This window comes from Pseudomonas gozinkensis, from assembly GCF_014863585.1.
Taxonomy (GTDB): Bacteria; Pseudomonadota; Gammaproteobacteria; order Pseudomonadales; family Pseudomonadaceae; genus Aquipseudomonas; species Aquipseudomonas gozinkensis.
The window spans coordinates 3,096,631-3,113,801 of the sequence record NZ_CP062253.1 but is presented as its reverse complement, the minus strand read 5'-3'; the positions used below and the strand labels follow the sequence as shown (position 1 = coordinate 3,113,801).

Annotated in this window: 15 protein-coding genes and 1 tRNA gene; 6 read left to right on the top strand and 10 right to left on the bottom strand. The window is 58.5% G+C overall.

Going from position 1 to position 17,171, the window contains the following annotated elements; translation table 11 throughout:
• Positions 1 to 43: 43 nt before the first annotated feature.
• The 5 genes from IHQ43_RS13840 to IHQ43_RS13820 all read right to left on the bottom strand — a co-directional run bounded on the left by IHQ43_RS13840 (position 44) and on the right by IHQ43_RS13820 (position 4,481).
• Positions 44 to 655 (bottom strand): transposase, encoded by a 612-nt coding sequence (locus IHQ43_RS13840; RefSeq protein ID WP_080511013.1) that lies wholly within the window; start codon positions 653 to 655, stop codon positions 44 to 46.
• 213 nt (positions 656 to 868) lie between these two features.
• Positions 869 to 1,267, bottom strand: a complete 399-nt coding sequence (locus IHQ43_RS13835) for a hypothetical protein (protein WP_192564819.1) — start codon at positions 1,265 to 1,267, stop codon at positions 869 to 871.
• Positions 1,268 to 1,439: 172 nt separating this feature from the next.
• Complete coding sequence (locus IHQ43_RS13830; RefSeq protein WP_192564999.1) at positions 1,440 to 2,648, bottom strand: DSD1 family PLP-dependent enzyme; 1,209 nt, start codon at positions 2,646 to 2,648, stop codon at positions 1,440 to 1,442.
• Positions 2,649 to 2,722: 74 nt separating this feature from the next.
• On the bottom strand, positions 2,723 to 4,051 hold the full coding sequence (locus IHQ43_RS13825) for a D-arabinono-1,4-lactone oxidase (protein WP_192564998.1): 1,329 nt from the start codon (positions 4,049 to 4,051) through the stop codon (positions 2,723 to 2,725).
• Between the two features lie 76 nt (positions 4,052 to 4,127).
• Positions 4,128 to 4,481, bottom strand: coding sequence for a c-type cytochrome (locus IHQ43_RS13820; RefSeq protein WP_192564818.1), 354 nt, complete (start codon positions 4,479 to 4,481; stop codon positions 4,128 to 4,130).
• A gap of 395 nt (positions 4,482 to 4,876) precedes the next feature.
• On the opposite strand from IHQ43_RS13820, the gene IHQ43_RS13815 reads away from it, so the two are divergent.
• Positions 4,877 to 6,502, top strand: a complete 1,626-nt coding sequence (locus tag IHQ43_RS13815; RefSeq protein WP_192564817.1) for an NADP-dependent glyceraldehyde-3-phosphate dehydrogenase — start codon at positions 4,877 to 4,879, stop codon at positions 6,500 to 6,502.
• A 46-nt stretch (positions 6,503 to 6,548) separates the two neighbouring features.
• Positions 6,549 to 7,589 carry an FUSC family protein gene (locus tag IHQ43_RS13810; protein ID WP_192564997.1) on the top strand — a complete coding sequence of 347 codons (1,041 nt, stop codon included), beginning with the start codon at positions 6,549 to 6,551 and terminating at the stop codon, positions 7,587 to 7,589.
• A 3-nt stretch (positions 7,590 to 7,592) separates the two neighbouring features.
• Here the strand turns inward: IHQ43_RS13810 and IHQ43_RS13805 are convergent, their stop codons facing one another.
• Positions 7,593 to 8,486 carry a DMT family transporter gene (locus tag IHQ43_RS13805; protein WP_192564816.1) on the bottom strand — a complete coding sequence of 298 codons (894 nt, stop codon included), beginning with the start codon at positions 8,484 to 8,486 and terminating at the stop codon, positions 7,593 to 7,595.
• A 138-nt stretch (positions 8,487 to 8,624) separates the two neighbouring features.
• Between IHQ43_RS13805 and IHQ43_RS13800 the strand changes: the two genes are divergently transcribed.
• Both IHQ43_RS13800 and IHQ43_RS13795 read left to right on the top strand, forming a co-directional pair.
• Entirely contained in the window at positions 8,625 to 9,062 is a 438-nt protein-coding gene (locus tag IHQ43_RS13800; protein WP_064381847.1) for an Lrp/AsnC family transcriptional regulator, read from the top strand.
• A 40-nt stretch (positions 9,063 to 9,102) separates the two neighbouring features.
• The gene (locus IHQ43_RS13795; protein ID WP_192564815.1) at positions 9,103 to 9,429 is read left to right on the top strand and encodes a YceK/YidQ family lipoprotein; all 327 of its coding nucleotides are present in this window, start codon (positions 9,103 to 9,105) and stop codon (positions 9,427 to 9,429) included.
• A gap of 72 nt (positions 9,430 to 9,501) precedes the next feature.
• Here IHQ43_RS13795 and IHQ43_RS13790 read toward each other — a convergent pair whose 3' ends face one another.
• The gene (locus IHQ43_RS13790) at positions 9,502 to 10,173 is read right to left on the bottom strand and encodes a Bax inhibitor-1/YccA family protein (RefSeq protein ID WP_007955123.1); all 672 of its coding nucleotides are present in this window, start codon (positions 10,171 to 10,173) and stop codon (positions 9,502 to 9,504) included.
• Positions 10,174 to 10,295: 122 nt separating this feature from the next.
• Between IHQ43_RS13790 and IHQ43_RS13785 the strand changes: the two genes are divergently transcribed.
• Positions 10,296 to 10,383: transfer RNA gene (locus IHQ43_RS13785), tRNA-Ser, on the top strand.
• A gap of 285 nt (positions 10,384 to 10,668) precedes the next feature.
• On the opposite strand, the gene IHQ43_RS13780 is transcribed toward IHQ43_RS13785, so the two are convergent.
• Positions 10,669 to 11,835, bottom strand: coding sequence for an MFS transporter (locus IHQ43_RS13780; RefSeq protein ID WP_192564814.1), 1,167 nt, complete (start codon positions 11,833 to 11,835; stop codon positions 10,669 to 10,671).
• 94 nt (positions 11,836 to 11,929) lie between these two features.
• Between IHQ43_RS13780 and IHQ43_RS13775 the strand changes: the two genes are divergently transcribed.
• Positions 11,930 to 12,823, top strand: coding sequence for a LysR substrate-binding domain-containing protein (locus IHQ43_RS13775; RefSeq protein WP_192564813.1), 894 nt, complete (start codon positions 11,930 to 11,932; stop codon positions 12,821 to 12,823).
• 906 nt (positions 12,824 to 13,729) lie between these two features.
• On the opposite strand, the gene IHQ43_RS13770 is transcribed toward IHQ43_RS13775, so the two are convergent.
• Positions 13,730 to 16,168: a fimbria/pilus outer membrane usher protein gene (locus IHQ43_RS13770; RefSeq protein WP_244142290.1), complete on the bottom strand. Its 2,439-nt coding sequence runs from the start codon at positions 16,166 to 16,168 to the stop codon at positions 13,730 to 13,732.
• A gap of 197 nt (positions 16,169 to 16,365) precedes the next feature.
• On the bottom strand, positions 16,366 to 17,115 hold the full coding sequence (locus IHQ43_RS13765) for a fimbrial biogenesis chaperone (protein ID WP_192564811.1): 750 nt from the start codon (positions 17,113 to 17,115) through the stop codon (positions 16,366 to 16,368).
• Positions 17,116 to 17,171 lie beyond the last annotated feature (56 nt).

The window sequence follows — 17,171 nt, the reverse complement described above, 5'->3', positions numbered from 1 at the left end:
TTGGCGCTCATGCGCCTTGCGTGTGCGTCAATGACTGGCGTTGTTAATTGCTGACGTGCGAGGCCCCGGTGTGCTTGCCCAGCCAGGTGTGCAGCAGCGCGAAGTTCAGCGAGAACTCGGGCATTTGCAGCAGCGCGCCGCAGAACACTTCACCGATGATTTTCTGGATGAGCTGCACCGCGCGCGGCTCGTTGAGCAGCGTGGCGATGTCGCGACTGAGGACGTTGAAGCTCCAGACTTTCTGGTTCAGGCCCAGGCCGACGAACCAGCGGAACAGCAGGTTGTAATTGAGCTGTTCATAGAGCTGCTGCTCGCTGGGCACCGAATACAGCAGTTGCAGGAGCAGGATGTGCATGACCGTCTGCGGGGCGATCAGCATGCCGGGTTGGGCATTGAGGTCGTGCAGGAGGTCGCGGTGGGCATCGAGCAGGTCGTCGATCTGCGGGCGCAGCAGCACCAGCGAATGGCCCGGCGGAATGTAGCTGGAGACCTCTTTCAAGGCGCCCTGCCAGTCATCCTGCGACACGATCCAGACCCACGGCGCGCCGTAGCGATACACCGAAACCGGCTTCTTGCGCGCGGCCTCGACGATCTTCGACAGGCGTTGATCGAGTTCCTGCATGCCCACTTTCGAGTAGCGTTCCATAGTCCCCATTGCCTCACTCCCGGCGTCCCGCCTCGGCTTGTGAAAAGCGCCCCGAAGGGCCCCTCAAGCGCGTTACATAGGCATGACCGGACTGGCGATGTGCTACCGAACTTTTGTCATGAAAGCTTCATTAATGAATTGGAGCAGGCCCTGAAGACGTAAAAAGCGTGGGGCGAGCCTGTTCGCTCCCACGCCTTAGATAGTGCAGAGAAACGCTGAGAGTCAGCTTTTCATATCAAATACGCCGTTGGTGAGGTCTATTTTTTTAGGCCCTGCCGTATCGCTGTCGGGTGAAGCAGCCATTTCGAGATTGAATACTCCATGGACTCTCAACACATATTCCTCGATGGTGACAGTCAGAGAGCCAGATTTCTGGGTATAGGAAAAATTGTAACTGTCAGTCAGGACGTGATATATGATTTTGGGCAACTGCTCATCTTTAAAGGTCTTTGTACCCTTAAACCTTTCAAACTCCATCGTCAGCGTACTATAACCCCTGGGGCCAATATAATCGGACACATCGACTTTAATCACATTTCCTACTTCGCTGAGCGAAAATTTGTTTGCCCTGAAGTTACCAAGTGCACTAGCTTGGAAAATAAAACTACCTGTAGTCGCCATTTGCATCACCTGTTTATGAAAGGGTTAATAAAGAACGTCTTAAGGTAATACTCGCCCCTTCAAAGACGACGTTCTGACGCAAATTATTGCGCGCACCAAAGACACCGCGTCTACTGTCAGACCTGACAGTAGACGCGGTCTGCTATTGGTAGCACGCTGCGTAATTTCGTCTTCAGGTGTAAACCGGCCACACATCAACAATCTTTCCCCCCCGCATCGCCAGCAGATCACCGAACTGCAGCAGAACGGCTTCTGTCTGGGTTGGTCGTAGAAAGACCTGATCTTCTACGTTCAGCCCCACGGCATTCGAACCATTGACCATTTCCTGATTCGAACTCCGCCCGTAAACGCCATTGCTCTGCAATCCGGGCGGTGATTCGAATTCGGCCATCCAGTTGCCGCCGTAGATAAAGAAGGTCTGACGTTGATTGGTGTCCCACCACGAAAACAGCTTCGACTTGTCATCCAGCGCCGGAATGTTCACGGCCCCGGTGCTTTTCAACACCGGGGTGGCGATGTACGCGGCGGGTTCATGTTCGACCAGCGACGGCAGATCGTAATGAGTCGGCTTGAGCATCGCCGTGCCCACCGACACTTCACTGCTCAGACTTTCGTTTTCATGAATGCGATAACTCGGGCTGCCGGCGGTGTTCAGGCACAAGCCGTCATGCCACAGCGCCGGATATTGCTGCCGGGTGAAGTCGACGCAGCGCTGATAAATCACCATCACCCTGGCGAACAGTTCCTCGGGCGAGCCGAGAATCCCCGGCACGCCCATGCCCACGAACGGGTCGTAGCCCATGAACCCGGCAAACTCCAGGTGCTGCGGGTTGGCGGCGATCAGCGCGAGCATCTGTCCGAGCACGTTCAGGTCGCTGACACCACCCCGGTGCAGGCCGACGTCCAGCTCGATGTTGATCCGCATTCGGGTGCCCAGGCCTTGGGCCAGCGCGAGGTATTGCTGCAGGCGTTCGGGGTTGTCGATCAGCCATTGCAGTTGCTTCGCCGGGTCGAACGGGCCTTTGTGGGTCTGATAGAACAGCTCGGCAGAACGAACCGGCAATGGCTTGCCGAGCAGGATGTCGGACTGCGGAAACGTCACCGCATCGTGATTGAGAAACGGCTGATGAAACGACATCAGCCTCTGCGTTCCTGCCCTTTGGCTGATGTAACTGAGCAGGCCAGGTGACGGCAGGGATTTCTCCACCAGCCGCAACTGCTTGCCCGCGCGTTTGACCGAGCGCATCACCACCTCTATGTTGTGGTCGAGGCGATCCAGATCGATCAGCAACACCGGGCGCATCGGGCCTTTGGTCTTGAGTTCGTTGTTCAGCGCCCGGAAATATTCACTGTAAGGCCCGCCGCGATCCCCAGGCCGCAGCCATGCGCCAACACCCACCAGCAAAGCGCCGACACCCAAAGTCCCGAGCACGAAATTACGTCGATTGACCGCCATCAGCTCACCCCCAGAATCGACGACAGATGCCCGTTGAGAAACTTGCCGCTCGGGTCCAGCGCCTGGCGTACCTGAATGAATTCCTGCCAGCGCGGATAAAGCGTTTGCAACGTACGGGCGTTGAGCGTGTGCAACTTGCCCCAGTGCGGGCGGCCGTTGTACTTCCAGAAAATCGGCTCGACGGCGGCAAAGAAGTTGTGGTGGTCCATCTGGTAATGCTGGTGGACCGAGATCGAACAACTGTCGCGGCCCTCGAACATGCTCAGCGGAATGTCGTCGGCCTTCACGTAGCGGTACTCGATGGGAAACCAGGTGCGCAGGTCCTTGTCGCGGATCAGTTTGAGAATCTCGCGCAGGCAGGCCGGCCCGTGCTCGGCGGGCACCGAATATTCCATTTCGTTGAAGCGCACGGTGCGCACGTTGGCGTAGATGTCGAACGAGTCGCCGACCCGGTCATCGAAACTCGCCAGGTGCCGCAGGCTGTTGAGCAGCGAACTGCGCAGGCCCGGGAAATCGCTGCCGTACTTGTCGATCTTCTCGATCAGGGTCACGAACTCGTTGCCGCCCTCCTCTTCGGGCGGAATCGGCGGCGTGGGCGGGTCGATAGTTTCGTTGAGGGCGATCGACAAGGCGTAGTCGGAATGGGTGACGACGAGCATTTCCCAGTGCTGGTTTTCGCGGGTGTTCTTGTCGATGTCTTCCAGCAGTTCTTCGGTCTTGGCGATCCACTGGGTTTCCCGCAGGCGATAGGCCGGGCGGTTTTGCAGGCGAATTTTTGTCGCGACACCCAACGCACCGAGGGATACGCGGGCAGCATTGAACACTTCAGGGTGACGCTGACTGTCGCAATCCAGCACCTCGCCGCTGGCCGTCACCAGTTGCATCCCGCAGACGTGGGCCGAGTAGGACTGGAAGGTTTTGCCGGTGCCGTGGGTCGAGGTGGAGATTGCCCCGGCGAGGGTCTGGTAGTCGATGTCGGCCATGTTTTGCAGGGCCTGGCCAATGTCCTTGAGTGGCGTGCCCATGCGCGACATCGGCGTACCGGCAGCGAATTCGGCTTGCAGGGTTTTCGGATCGTGATCGAGCAAGCCGTTGAAGTAGCTCAGCGACAGCAGAGTGCCGTCGGTGGGCACCAGCGCGCTGAAGGAGTGCGCCGAGCCGACCGGGCGAATCTTGCCCGGTGCCTGCTGAATCAGCGCCGTCAGTTCATCCAGATTTTTCGGCGCCACCCGCGCCGCCGGCAGGCAACTCTGCCCGCCCGACCAGTTGCGCCAGGGAATCAGTCGCGGCGCGCGCATCAACTGGCCCAGCGCCGGATTGGAAGCCAGCGCGCTGAACGCGCCGACGATGCTTGCCCGTTGCAACAACTGCCGGCGTGTCAGATCTATCGGCATGCCAGGGTCCTTATTGTGGGAGCGGCTGGTCGGCCATGAAGCCGATCAACTGAAGGAATTGTTCTTCCGAGCACTCAACGCACTGGCCCATCGGCGGCATGCCGTTGTAGCCGTTGATGGCGTGGTCGAGCAGCGTGTCGGCGCCCTGCTGGATGCGCGATTCCCAGGCCTTGCGGTCACCGGTCAGCGGCGCATTGGCGGCGGGATTGGCGTGGCAGAGCTGGCAGCTGTTGGCGTAGATCTGCGCCAGGGCCGGGTCTTTGGGAATGCTGTTGTTGGTGCTGGCCGGGGGTTTGGGGTCTTCGCCACAGCCTGACAGCGTCAGGAACAATGGCAGCAGTAAAGTGAATCGGCTTGCCCGCATGACAATCCTCGCGTGTGGCATCACTTATTGTTGTGATCTCACCTTAAGCCAGCGAAGCCAGCGCGTTGAGGGCATTGCGGGACAGCGAAGGGAGCATCCTGGGCCAGTCGGGTTCCCTGAAGAATCGGGCATTCCTGAAAACCTGTGGGAGCTGGCTTGCCAGCGATAGCGGAGTGTCAGTCGATGAAGCCGGTGAAAGTTGCGGCCTCATCGCTGGCAAGTCGAATCGTCGCACCGCAGCTCCCACAGAGTTCGCGGTGTTGCTCCCCCCTCTGCCCTGCGCCTTTGCGTGACATTCGCGTGACATTTGCGGGTTTAAATTTCAGTGAATTCAGGCGTATAACCTGTAAAGCCTTTTCCAATCGGCCCGCCGACATCTTCTACGGGGTAGCGACATGACCACAGCAAACATTCTTGGCAACCTGTTCCCTTCTGTCAGCGACATCCCGGAAAAATACCGCCTCGACGGTCAGGTCGAGCAACGCGAATACCTGGTCGATGGCCAGTTGCGCCGCTGGGACGGCCCGCTCGCCACCGTGCGCAGCCCGGTCTATCTGCACGGTGACAATGGCGACGAACAGGTGATCCTCGGCAGCACGCCGCTGCTGGACGCCGACACCGCCCTCACCGCCCTCGACGCCGCCGTCCGTGCCTACGACCGGGGCCAGGGCCTGTGGCCGACCATGCGCGTGGCCGAACGCATCCAGCACGTCGAAGCCTTCCTCGGGCGCATGCGCCAGCAGCGCGACGCCGTGGTGAAACTGCTGATGTGGGAAATCGGCAAGAACCTCAAGGACTCGGAAAAAGAGTTCGACCGCACCTGCGACTACATCGTCGACACCATCAATGCGTTGAAAGAACTCGACCGTCGCTCCAGCCGCTTCGAACTGGAGCAGGACACCCTCGGCCAGATCCGCCGCGTACCACTCGGCGTGGCACTGTGCATGGGGCCTTACAACTATCCGCTGAACGAGACGTTCACCACGTTGATTCCGGCGCTGATCATGGGCAACACCGTGGTGTTCAAACCGGCGAAGCTCGGCGTGCTGCTGATCCGTCCGCTGCTCGAAGCCTTCCGCGACAGCTTCCCGACCGGCGTGATCAACGTGATCTACGGCAGCGGCCGCGAGACCGTCAGCGCGCTGATGGCCAGCGGCAAGATCGATATCTTCGCCTTCATCGGCACCAACAAGGCCGCCAGCGACCTGAAGAAACTGCACCCGAAACCGCATCGTTTGCGCGCAGCATTGGGGCTGGATGCGAAGAACCCCGGCATCGTCCTGCCAGAAGTCGATCTGGATAACGCGGTGAGTGAAGCGGTTACCGGTTCCCTGTCGTTCAACGGCCAGCGCTGCACCGCGCTGAAGATTCTGTTCGTGCATGAAGATGTGGTCGATAGCTTCATCGAGAAATTCAACGCCAAACTGGCCAGCCTCAAACCGGGCATGCCGTGGGACAGCGGGGTTTCGCTGACGCCGCTGCCGGAGTCGGGCAAGGTCGATTACCTGCACGGGCTGGTGGCCGATGCGCAAAGCAAAGGCGCCCAAGTGGTCAACCCGAATGGCGGCGAAGCGCGAGCCTCGTTCTTCTACCCGGCGGTGCTGTACCCGGTGACACCACAGATGCGTGTCTATCAGGAAGAGCAGTTCGGCCCGGTGGTGCCGATCGTGCCGTACCGTCATCTCGATACCGTGATCGACTACGTGCTGGAGTCGGATTTCGGCCAGCAACTGAGCATCTTCGGCACCAACCCGGTGGCGGTCGGTCGTCTGGTCGACACCTTCGCCAACCAGGTCGGGCGGATCAACCTCAATGCCCAGTGCCAGCGCGGCCCGGACACCTACCCGTTCAACGGTCGCAAGAACTCCGCCGAGGGCACGCTGTCGGTACACGATGCGCTGCGGGTGTTTTCGATCCGTACCCTGGTGGCGACCAAGTTCCAGGAACCCAACAAGGACCTGATCAGCGAAATCATTCGCGGGCGCGATTCGAACTTCATCGCCACCGACTACATCTTCTGAGGAGGAATCAGCGCTGAGCACTTTCAGCCCCCACCGCTGGCCGCCGCTGTTGCGGCGGATCCTGCGGCCGTTGCTCGACCCGTACCGGCGTTACCGCCATGCACGAACGATCCACGCGGTGCGCGTCGCGCTGGGATTGCTGGCGACGATCTTGCTGACCACCGGCATCAACCTGCCCCACGGCGAATGGGCGTCGGTGACCATGCTGGTAGTCATCGGCGGCTTGCAGCATCACGGCAACATCGGCAAGAAAGCCGCCGAACGCGCCACCGGCACCTTGATCGGTGCCGGCGTCGGTTTATTGATAGTGGCGCAGCAGGCATGGCTGGGCATGCCGTGGCTGACCTATTTTGCGATGGCGGTGGTGTGCGGATTCTTCTCGTACCACGCCATCGGCAAGGGCGGTTATACGGCCCTGCTCTCGGCCATCACCGTGTTCATTGTCGCCGGGCATGGCGACAACCCGATCACCGACGGGCTGTGGCGCGGGGTCGATATCCTGATCGGTATCGCTTTGGCCCTGGCCTTCTCCTTCGCCCTGCCGCTGTACGCGGTGTACTCGTGGCGCTACAACCTGGCCGATGCGCTGCGCGATTGCGCAACGGTGTACGGGCGGATCATCGGCGGCCAACCGGTGACTGCCGACGAACACTTGAAATTGATGAGTCGACTGAACGCGGTGATGGTGCAGTTGCGTTCGCTGATGCCGTCGGTGTCCAAGGAGGTCAAGGTGTCAATGACCGAACTGGACGCGATCCAGCGCAACCTGCGCATGTGCATCAGCACCCTGGAAATCCTCGGCAACATCCGCCCGGACGCCAACGACCCCGACGCCATGGCGCACCTGCAAGCAGCGCTCAAGGCTGAGCACCGGCATATTCGCGTGCAATTGATCGGCATGGCCCGGGCGTTGAAAACCGGTGCGTCCGGCCGATTGGGACGCCCGGTGGAGTTGCCGGACGCCAGCCTCGACACGCCGGTCTACAGCCCACTCGATGGCTACCGTTTGTTGACCCGGCAACTGGCCGCCAACGTCGGCGAGATGCGCCAGCGCCTGGCGAAGACTGCGCCGCGCTGGAACATCTGAGTTTTACTGCGCGGCCAGGCGCCGCGTCTTCAGGCCCCAACCCTGTTGCATGCCGGCAGCGGCCAGCAAAATAGCCGCCACGCCGATCCATTGCAGGGTTTGCAATTGATGGCCGAAGGCAAACCAGTCGACGAAAATCGCCGCAATCGGGTAGATGAACGACAGGGCGCCGGTCAATGCGGTCGGCAGTTTCTGGATCGCGCCGTAGAGCAATACGTACATCAGACCGGTGTGGACGATGCCCAGCGTCACCAGGCTGGCCCAGGCACTCGGCGCCTCGGGCATTGCTGAGAAATGGGCGAACGGCGCGAGCAACAACACGCCGGTGCAAACCTGGATTAGCGCAATCAAGTGCGGCGGTGTGCCAGTCAGGCGCTTGATGATCAACGCTGCGATGGCGTACAAAAACGCCGCCCCCAGCGCCAGCGCGATCCCTGTCAGGTAATTATTGCCACCCTCGCCCTGCCCGCCGTGGGCACTGACGATGGCCAGCATTCCCATGAAAGAAATCGCCAGCCAGAACAGCTTTTGCAGGGTGATCTTCTCGCCCAGGAACAGCGCCGCCAAACCCACCAGCATGAACGGCTGGACGTTGTACACCGCCGTGCCGATGGCAATCGAAGCCCTCGAATACGAGGCGAACAGCAACACCCAGTTGCCGACGATTGCCACCCCGCTGAGCACCGCCAGCAGGAAGGTGGTGCGGGTCAGAATGCCTGGGCGCAGAAAGCCGAACGCGGCGCAGATCAGCAGCAAAGTCCCGGCGCCGAACACGCAGCGCCAGAACACCACGTCCAGCACCGGTTGCCCGGACACCAGCACGAACCAGCCGATCGTCCCGGAAATCAGCATGGCGGCGGTCATTTCGAATGAGCCGCGACGGAGTGTGTTGTCCATCATCAATCTCCTTAATGTGTGGCAAAAGTATGCCAAGCGGGACCGCGGCTTCTCCAGCGCAAAAAGCAGGCTAAACTCGATTTCTGCCTTTTTTATCGAGGGTGGTTTGCGCCATTCGCCTAATGCGGGAGTTTTTGTATGACCGACGATATCGACCAGATCCTGATCGGAGCCTTGATGGAGGATTCGCGACGCTCGCTCAAGGCGCTGGCGCAGATCAGCGGGTTGTCCTCGCCCAGCGTGGCCGAGCGCCTGCGGCGTCTGGAGGAACGTGGTGTGCTCAAGGGTTACACCGTGGAAATCGATCCAAAATGCTTCGGTTATCAGTTGCAGGCGATTGTCCGGGTGCGACCATTGCCGGGGCAGTTGCAGGAGGTGGAGCGGCAGATTTTGTCGATTCCCGAGTTCACCGAGTGCGACAAGGTTACCGGTGAGGATTGTTTTATCGCCCGTCTGCATGTGCGCTCGATGGAGCAACTGGACACCCTGCTCGACCGCCTGAACACGCTGGCGGAAACCAATACCGCGATCGTCAAGAAGACCCCGGTGAAACGGCGATTGCCGCCGATGGCATGAGCGGCGTAAATTGAGTTTTTTCCGGCGAAGGATTGGCGGCATGAGAATTCAGGCAATGATGCTGGCAGCGTTGATGCTGGCAGGGTGCGGGACGGTGCAGACCGTGGCGTTCAGTGACAAGCATTCCACGGAGCAGTTGAAAGCGAACAAATCCTATTGCGGCGCTGTACCGCGTATCTACAGCGGCGTGACGTACGACTTCTGCATGCTGCACGCCGAAAAGCCGGATGATGTCGATGCGTTCAACTACAAGAACGCGACGCCGGGTCTGCTCGTCGATGCGGCCGTGTCGGGAGTGCTCGATACGTTGCTGTTGCCCTACACGATCTACAAGCAACAGGCCGACGGCAGCATCGAGATCAATTGATTGCCGGCTCTCTTTTTCGCAGGCAACAAAAAACCCGCTTTCGCGGGTTTCTTGTTTTTAGCGGTGCAGCGATCAGTCGTCGCGGCTCATGATGCCGAAGATCTGCAACAGGCTGACGAACAGGTTGTAGATCGATACATACAGGCTGATGGTTGCCATGATGTAGTTGCGCTCGCCGCCGTGGATGATGGCGCTGGTCTGGAACAGGATGCAGACCGACGAGAACAGCACGAAACCTGCGCTGATCGCCAGTTGCAGGCCGCTGATCTGGAAGAACATGCTCGCCAGCGTCGCACCCAGCAGGACGAAGAAACCGGCGGTGATGAAGCCACCGAGGAAGCTCATGTCCTTGCGAGTGATCAGCACGTAGGCCGACAGACCACCGAACACCAGTGCAGTCATCGCGAACGCGGAGCTGACGACTTCAGCGCCACCCTGCATGCCCAGGTAACGGTTGAGGATCGGGCCGAGCAGGAAACCCATGAAACCGGTCAGGGCAAATGCCGACACCAGGCCCCAGGCGGAATCACGGAGCTTGTTGGTGAGGAAGAACAGCCCGTAGAAACCGATCAGCACCACGAAAATATTCGGGTAGCCGACCCGCATCTGTTGAGCCACGAACGCCATCACACCGCTGAATGCGAGGGTGAGCGCCAGTAGACCGTAAGTGTTGCGCAGGACGCGGCTAACCTCTAGCTGCTCAGCCTGCACGCTGTTGTGAACTGCGTAATCCTGTTCGCGCATGGCGACACTCCTGTTGGTTTGAAACGTTCAGTCGCAAAGATCATAACAGACGCTCTGTAACAAGCCATGCACAGAGTTTGACAGTGTGTTTCATTCAGGTATTATGGCGCCCGCAACGCAACGGAGGTGTGGCCGAGTGGTTTAAGGCAACGGTCTTGAAAACCGTCGACTGTAACAGGTCCATGAGTTCGAATCCCATCGCCTCCGCCATATTTGATACGACAAAGCCCTGATTATTCAGGGCTTTGTCGTTTCTGGCTTTCAGGAATTTTGCTCATCTCTTAATAGATCATTTCCGCAAGTTTTCGGCCATTTCCGCAACCGCACCTACTCTCCCCCTCTGCCGCGAAATCTGATAGCTCGACCAAAAAATGAAGTGAGCGTTTGAGATTAGGCATCTTGCATCTTTCAGCCGTATTCGCCGCCCGAAACGGCAGCGAATTACTTCCTGCCGCCACACCTCGAGGTTAACGAATCACTCCCCCGTCACCGTCGTCAAACCGCTACTGCTTCAACCCTTCTGGAACGCCGGACAAAAGCCAACACCATCAGCAACCCCAAGCCTGCCATCGTCGCCCCTGCCAGGGAAATCGCCGGATAACCCAGCCCTGCGTTGATCACTGCTCCTCCCAGCGCCGCACCAATCGCATTGCCAAAATTGAAGGCTCCGATATTCACCGCCGAGGCAAGATTGGGCGCGTCTCTAGCGGCTTCCATGACGCGCATCTGTAGCGGCGGCACTAGGGCAAAACTGGCGATCCCCCAAATCAGGATGGCCACGGCGGCCGGCAGTGGCCAGCGCATAAGCACAGTGAACGCCAACAAGACCAGAATCAGCACGCTCAGCGAAACGACCAGGGTGCGATCTATCGAGCGGTCCGCGGCCTTACCGCCCCACATGTTGCCGAGCGTCAACCCGACGCCGTAAAGCATTAGCATGGCAGTGATGTAGGGACTGGATGCATGGGTCTCGCTGCTGAGGATCGGTGCTATATAGGTGAAAACGGTGAACATGGCGCTCGAGCCGACTACGGTCAAGGCCAGCGCAGCCAGCACCTGGCCGCGCCCCAATACACGAATTTCCGCGATGGCTCCAACGCTTGGTGTCGCCCGCACGTCAGGCAGCGCAAACCACAACGCGGCCATGGTCACCAAGCCCAGGCCGGTAATCCCCCAGAATGCGGTTCGCCAACCGAACAGTTCACCAAACCAGGCGGCCAGCGGCACACCGCCAATGGTCGCCAATGTCAGGCCCATGAACATTGCCGCAACCGCTCCGGCACGTTTTTCGGGGGCGACCACGCTGGCGGCTACGATGGAGCCGACACCAAAAAATGCACCATGGTTCAGTGAGGTCACCACCCTGGCAACCATCAGGCTGTAGTAATCCGTGGCCAGGGCTGACATCAAATTGCCCAGAGTGAAAATCGCCATCAGCCCGATCAGCAGATAGCGCCGGGGAATCCTGCCGGTGGTCAGGGTCATCAACGGCGCACCGAGCAATACGCCCAGCGCATAAGCACTGACCAGCAAACCGGCCGCGGGAATGGAAACGCCCAGATCCGCAGCGATACCCGGAAGCATGCCCATGGGGGCGAATTCTGTTACGCCGATGCCGAAGGCACCGATAGCGAGCGCGACAAGTGGTGGATTGATACGCATGAAAGGCTCCTTATCTATGCCGCAGATGCTACGATCCTGTGCTTTCAAGCGGTAGCTAGCCTATTTGGCAATCACCTTTGCGCAGGGGGCACAAGTGGATTTCAACGGCAGGTCGGGTGAAATGAGCGTGTTCACCACGGTGGCGCAGGAAGGCAGCCTGTCAGCTGCAGCGCGTTCACTTGGTCTGACACCCTCGGCAGTCAGTCGGATCATCGCGCGGACCGAGCAACGCCTTGGCACCCGCTTGTTGTTGCGCACTACACGCGCGATCACCTTCACTGCGGAGGGTGAAGCGTTCCTGCGCGGCGCCCGGCGTATCCTCGCCGACATGGACGAAGTCGAGGAAGCCATCGCCGATCAAGGCGTACCCAAAGGGCGATTGCGCGTCAGCGCCGCCCTTGGCCATGGCCGGCTGGCCATCGTTCCCTTGGTCGCAGCATTCAGCGCCCGTTACCCGCACATCGTCGTCGACCTCACCCTCGGTGACGAAGTGGTCGACATTCTCGGCGGACAGGCTGATGTCGCGATCCGCTTTGGCCATCTGCCCGACAGCCCGCTGACTGCGCGCAGGATCGGCGTTACCGGTCAGGTCGTGGTGGCATCGCCCGAGTATCTGCATCGCCATGGCATGCCCCAGGAACCCGAAGACCTGCTAAAGCACAACTGCCTGCGCTTCAACTTCCGGCGTGCCGAACCCAACTGGCCGTTCATCCGCGACGGCAAAGAGTTTTCCCTGAAAGTCAGCGGCAACATCGAATGCAGCAGTGGTGAAGCGCTGGCGCAACTCGCGCGAGTCGGCGCCGGCATTGCACGTATCGGTGAGTTCACCGTGAGCGAAGATCTACATCGGGGTGCCCTGGTTGCGCTGTTGGAAACCTGGAACCCTGGGGACCAAGAACCTATTCACGCGGTGTTCGTGGGTGGGGCAACAATGCCAGCACGGGTGCGATTGTTCGTGGACTTCTTGCTGGAACATCATCGTATGTAAGCGGAGGCGAAAGCTGATCTTTGTAATACTCGTGATATTGAAGCGATTGGAGCTTTTCAGGGGCGCTAGTAGACGTCCGTCATTTTCGTTACTGAACCAGTAATGAACCTTGGTGGTGATGGGCCGCCCGCAAGTCAAGGTCCCTGGTGAAGGACCGCTATCGACTCAAAGCAGACAGTAAAACTGAGCCAGCCAGTGCTGAAATTGCTCAATGAGTCAGCAGAGCTGATCGACTGTAACCCCTCTTATCGAGAAATCTTCTGCACTGGAGCAGTACGCTGTTGTGGGCGAAGCACGGCTTGAGCGGTTGAAGGGGTGGACTCACTTGCAATTAGCTGGTGCCATTGAAAAAGTGGTTTCGATTCGCACCCATTCGAAATTGAAGAAGTCACGCCCAAGACCCTGGCTCTATTCGCAGAGGTGCATGCGGGCGGCTTTCATACCAAGCCAGAGCACCGGCTGCTGAATCAGGCTTCCTTTGCAGTGGTGCCCGACGGACGTCTGAAAGTCTACGTCTTGAAAGCGCAAGGGGCAGTGGTAGCAGGGGCTTCGATGTACCTGGCCAGCAATGGCATTGCCTACCTTGGAACGGCGGCCACCCAAAAGGATGCCCGGGGCTGCGGCTACCACGGAGCCCCAAAAACGACAAAGCCCTGAATAATCAGGGCTTTGTCGTATCAAATATGGCGGAGGCGATGGGATTCGAACTCATGGACCTGTTACAGTCGACGGTTTTTTAAGTCCATAACAAAAAATAAGTAATTTCAATGAGTTATGGCAAAAAGCATTCCGCTTTGATTGTGTGCAATTGTCACTCGGTACGGCCGCTAACGGCCAATAGCGGACTTTGACGCCAGCCATGTGTATCGCCATTTATGTTCCCCTCCCCCCTGGCCAAGGTTTGGGTCATGGGGCACACCTCAACAGCACGCGATCGTAGTTCAGGGCTTTGTTGCGCTCAGGTAATGTGTAGGGTGCTCGGCAATGTTCTCCCGCCCATTTGATGGTGAGCGTGCCTGAATCCTCTTCTACCAGCGCCAGGGCTTTACCGTTCGGATCGGAAATAGCCAGTTGTTTACCGGTAGCATCTTCCAGCGCAGCGCCAAATGGAATGGCCTTGTTCTGCGCATCAAACAGCTCGAACTGCACCCGGCGGCCGGTCTTGCCAACATATCGCGCCAACACCACGGCGCCTCGCCTTGGCACGACTTGCTGAGTTGCGTTATCGATTTCAATGTCCGCCCCTAGATCCCGGGTATCCAGGCTGATCCAATTCACTCGATAGGGCTGGGTATTGGGGACTACGGCAAAGCCATTCGCGCCGGTTTCCGCACCGCTGTAGCTGCCGATCCTGGCCCCGGAGACACCCGGCACTTCGGCCAGGGCAAAGGTTTCGCCCACGGTCTGCCCCAGATTGACGCCTCCCGCATGAGCGACCACGGAACCGGCCAGATTAACGTTCTGCGAAGCGTAGCCGCGCCCCTGGCTATAACCTGCGCTGATATCCGCCACTGAAGTTCGGGTACTGATGTTGGCCGAGCCCGAGCTGTAACCTGTGCTGCTGGTACCGCCTTGCAATGAGTAATAGGTATCGCTGGTTTCCGACAAATACCCGTTGATACCGACTTGAGTACTGTCGCTGTTCTTCTGTGTGTTCGCCGAAACAAAGACTCGTGGCGCTCGAGGCTTGGAGCCCAAGGGAAACGACAGGGACAGGTTGATCAACGTGTCATTGTTTGAAGACCCGACATCCCCGACATCCTTGGTATAGGTCACGCCGACGTTGTAACTGACCTCCCCCCAGTAATTGCTGTAACCGGTAGACAGGCTTTGGGAACCACCGCGTCCCCAGTAGCGCTGGTCGCTGGCGTTCAGGTAAACGCTGCCATATTGCTGGTTGCGGCCCAGGCTTTGGTTAATGGTCAGGTCGGTACGGGTTTTCGAGTTGCCGGTGGGTTTCTGGCCGTTGTTGCTGAGCGCCTCGACGTGGTTGGTCAGGGTCCGGTAGCCTTCGGTCGAATAGCGATAGGCCGCCAAAGTGAAGTTGGTGTCGGTACCGGTGAACGTCTTGGCATACAACGCCCGCAGGCTATTACCCTGAACGGTCTCACCCGCAGTAAGGCTGGATGAGCGAGTCAGGTCGACCGAGACTGCGCCTATCGAAGTGTTGCGCCCCGCACCGACTGACAGCGCCTTGAAGTTCTCCGAGGCCTGGACACCGACGATCCCGGTGAGGTTGCTATTGATGCCGTAGGCCAGGGTACTGCTGACAAACTGTGGCAACGCCAGGCCATCGCTGTTGCTGCTGTACTTGCCCGCCGAGACGCTGTACTTCACCTGGCCTTCGCGAACCATGATCGGCAAGCTGGAAAACGCTTGCACGGTTACCCGCCGACGGCCATCAGCTTCGATGATGGTCACTTGCAGGTCGCCATTGGAGCCGCTGGGGTAGATATCACTGATTTCAAACGGGCCTGGCGGTACGTTGGCCGTGTAGAGGATGTAATCGTTCTGCCGGATCTCCACTATGGCACTCGTTTGCGCCACACCGCGAATGATCGGCGCATACCCACGCTCGCTGTCAGCGCGCATACCTTCGTCAGAAGCCAGTTTCAGACCGCGATAACGAACACTGTCGAACAGGTCAGTGTCGGAGAAAATATCACCGGCACTGAATTGGCCTTTCAACGCGGTCACGTCATGTTGCAAATAACTGCGGTTGCTCTTGAACGTAGAGGGCTGACCAGTACTGCTCCTGAAGTTCGATTCATTACGCAAGCGCCAGCCGCCCAGGTTTAGGCCGTTACGCAGACCCAGATTGTTGGAGAGCGTGGTGGCGGAGTCCGTGCTGTTACGGTTGCTGCTCAGCTGATAATTGATAAAAGCGGCCGAGACGCCACTATCCCATAAGGCAGGATCGACATAACCGCGCATGCCTCGCTGCATGGCGATCTGCGGCACACTGGCCAACAGCCGCAGACGACTGGCGTCGTAGCGCAAGGTGGCCTTATCAATCAGCGCAGGCAGGTCATAGCAGGCTTGCGGCTCATTGGGGTTGAATTTTCCGGCCGCCTGCAGCTTGTTCATGTCGATGCCCAATTGCTGCAGCATGCTCAAGTTCAGACAGGCTTCGATCACGCCGTTTTTCGGGTTGCGTTGGAAGTCGATATCACGACGCCCCACCAGCACTTCGTTGCTGTAGAGGTCGACCCGATAGTTACCCGGCAGCACGCTGTTTGCGGACAACAGCAACTGCAGATCAACCGATGACTGGGCGCCTTGCAGAAACGAGGTATTGAACTGTTCAAGTTGATCAGATTCTATTTCCGCCGCTGCGACAAACAGGGGGAGCGCGCTGGCAACAGCGATAAAAAGCGGACTTGACAGAGTACTGGCATCCGGGCGTCGCGCGCACGCAAAGAAACCCGATATTTCGCTTGGAAATAAAGACATGAAAAAACCTATATCACCTCCGATACGAACGACTCAACGGAGCGAAGATAAATACGGCAAGAAGTACGACTGCCTTTCAGGCAGGTACGTTAAGGCAATTCCTTGTTCAAGCTGGCTTGGCTTGAAGTGCCATTGGCGAGCTTTACGATGTAGTGATCTTGCGCACCGTAGTCGTTGATACTGGTAAAGAGTACATGGGGTGTAGTTGCATTGCTAAATGACTTGATGGTGAACTCTTTGCTTTCACCCGGAGCGATCATCGTTGAATCAAAGATTTGTTCGGTCAATGTTCCGGATTGAAGTTTTATGTCCGCCATAGAGACATGAAAGAGTCCAGGATTATTCATCACCAACACTGATTTACCAGCCCGATTCTCCAGGCGCCATAACAGTTGGGTTGGCGCCAGATAGGCATCAGAACTCAGTCCGGCCGGTCGGAAAAACACCTTGATGCGTTGGCGCACAGCGAGCTGTAATGTGTTTTTCTCTTTTGAAGCCTGAGGAATTTCCTGGACATTGAGCCAGACCACCGACTCCTTGTCGGACGGCATTCCGGCGCCCTCATAGATCACCCGCAACAACTGCTGCTCCTTGCCCATCACCCGTGCCAGCGGTGGGGTTACGGCGAAGGGCACCGAGTTAACGCCGGGTGTATCTGTATCGACCCAAGACTGGATCAACACGTTTTCACCGCTATTGCGCACAGTGATGCCGGCTTCCTTGTGTTTTCCGTCAAAGACCAGACGGGTAGCGCTCAGTGAGATGCCGGCGCTGGCTTGCGACGCCACGAGCAGACCGAGGAGTCCCAGGCCGAAAGACAGGGATGTACGACGAAACATAAAAAGTACCGTTTGGTTCAAAGGGTGCGCAGGGCCGATAAGCCCCACGCTGGATC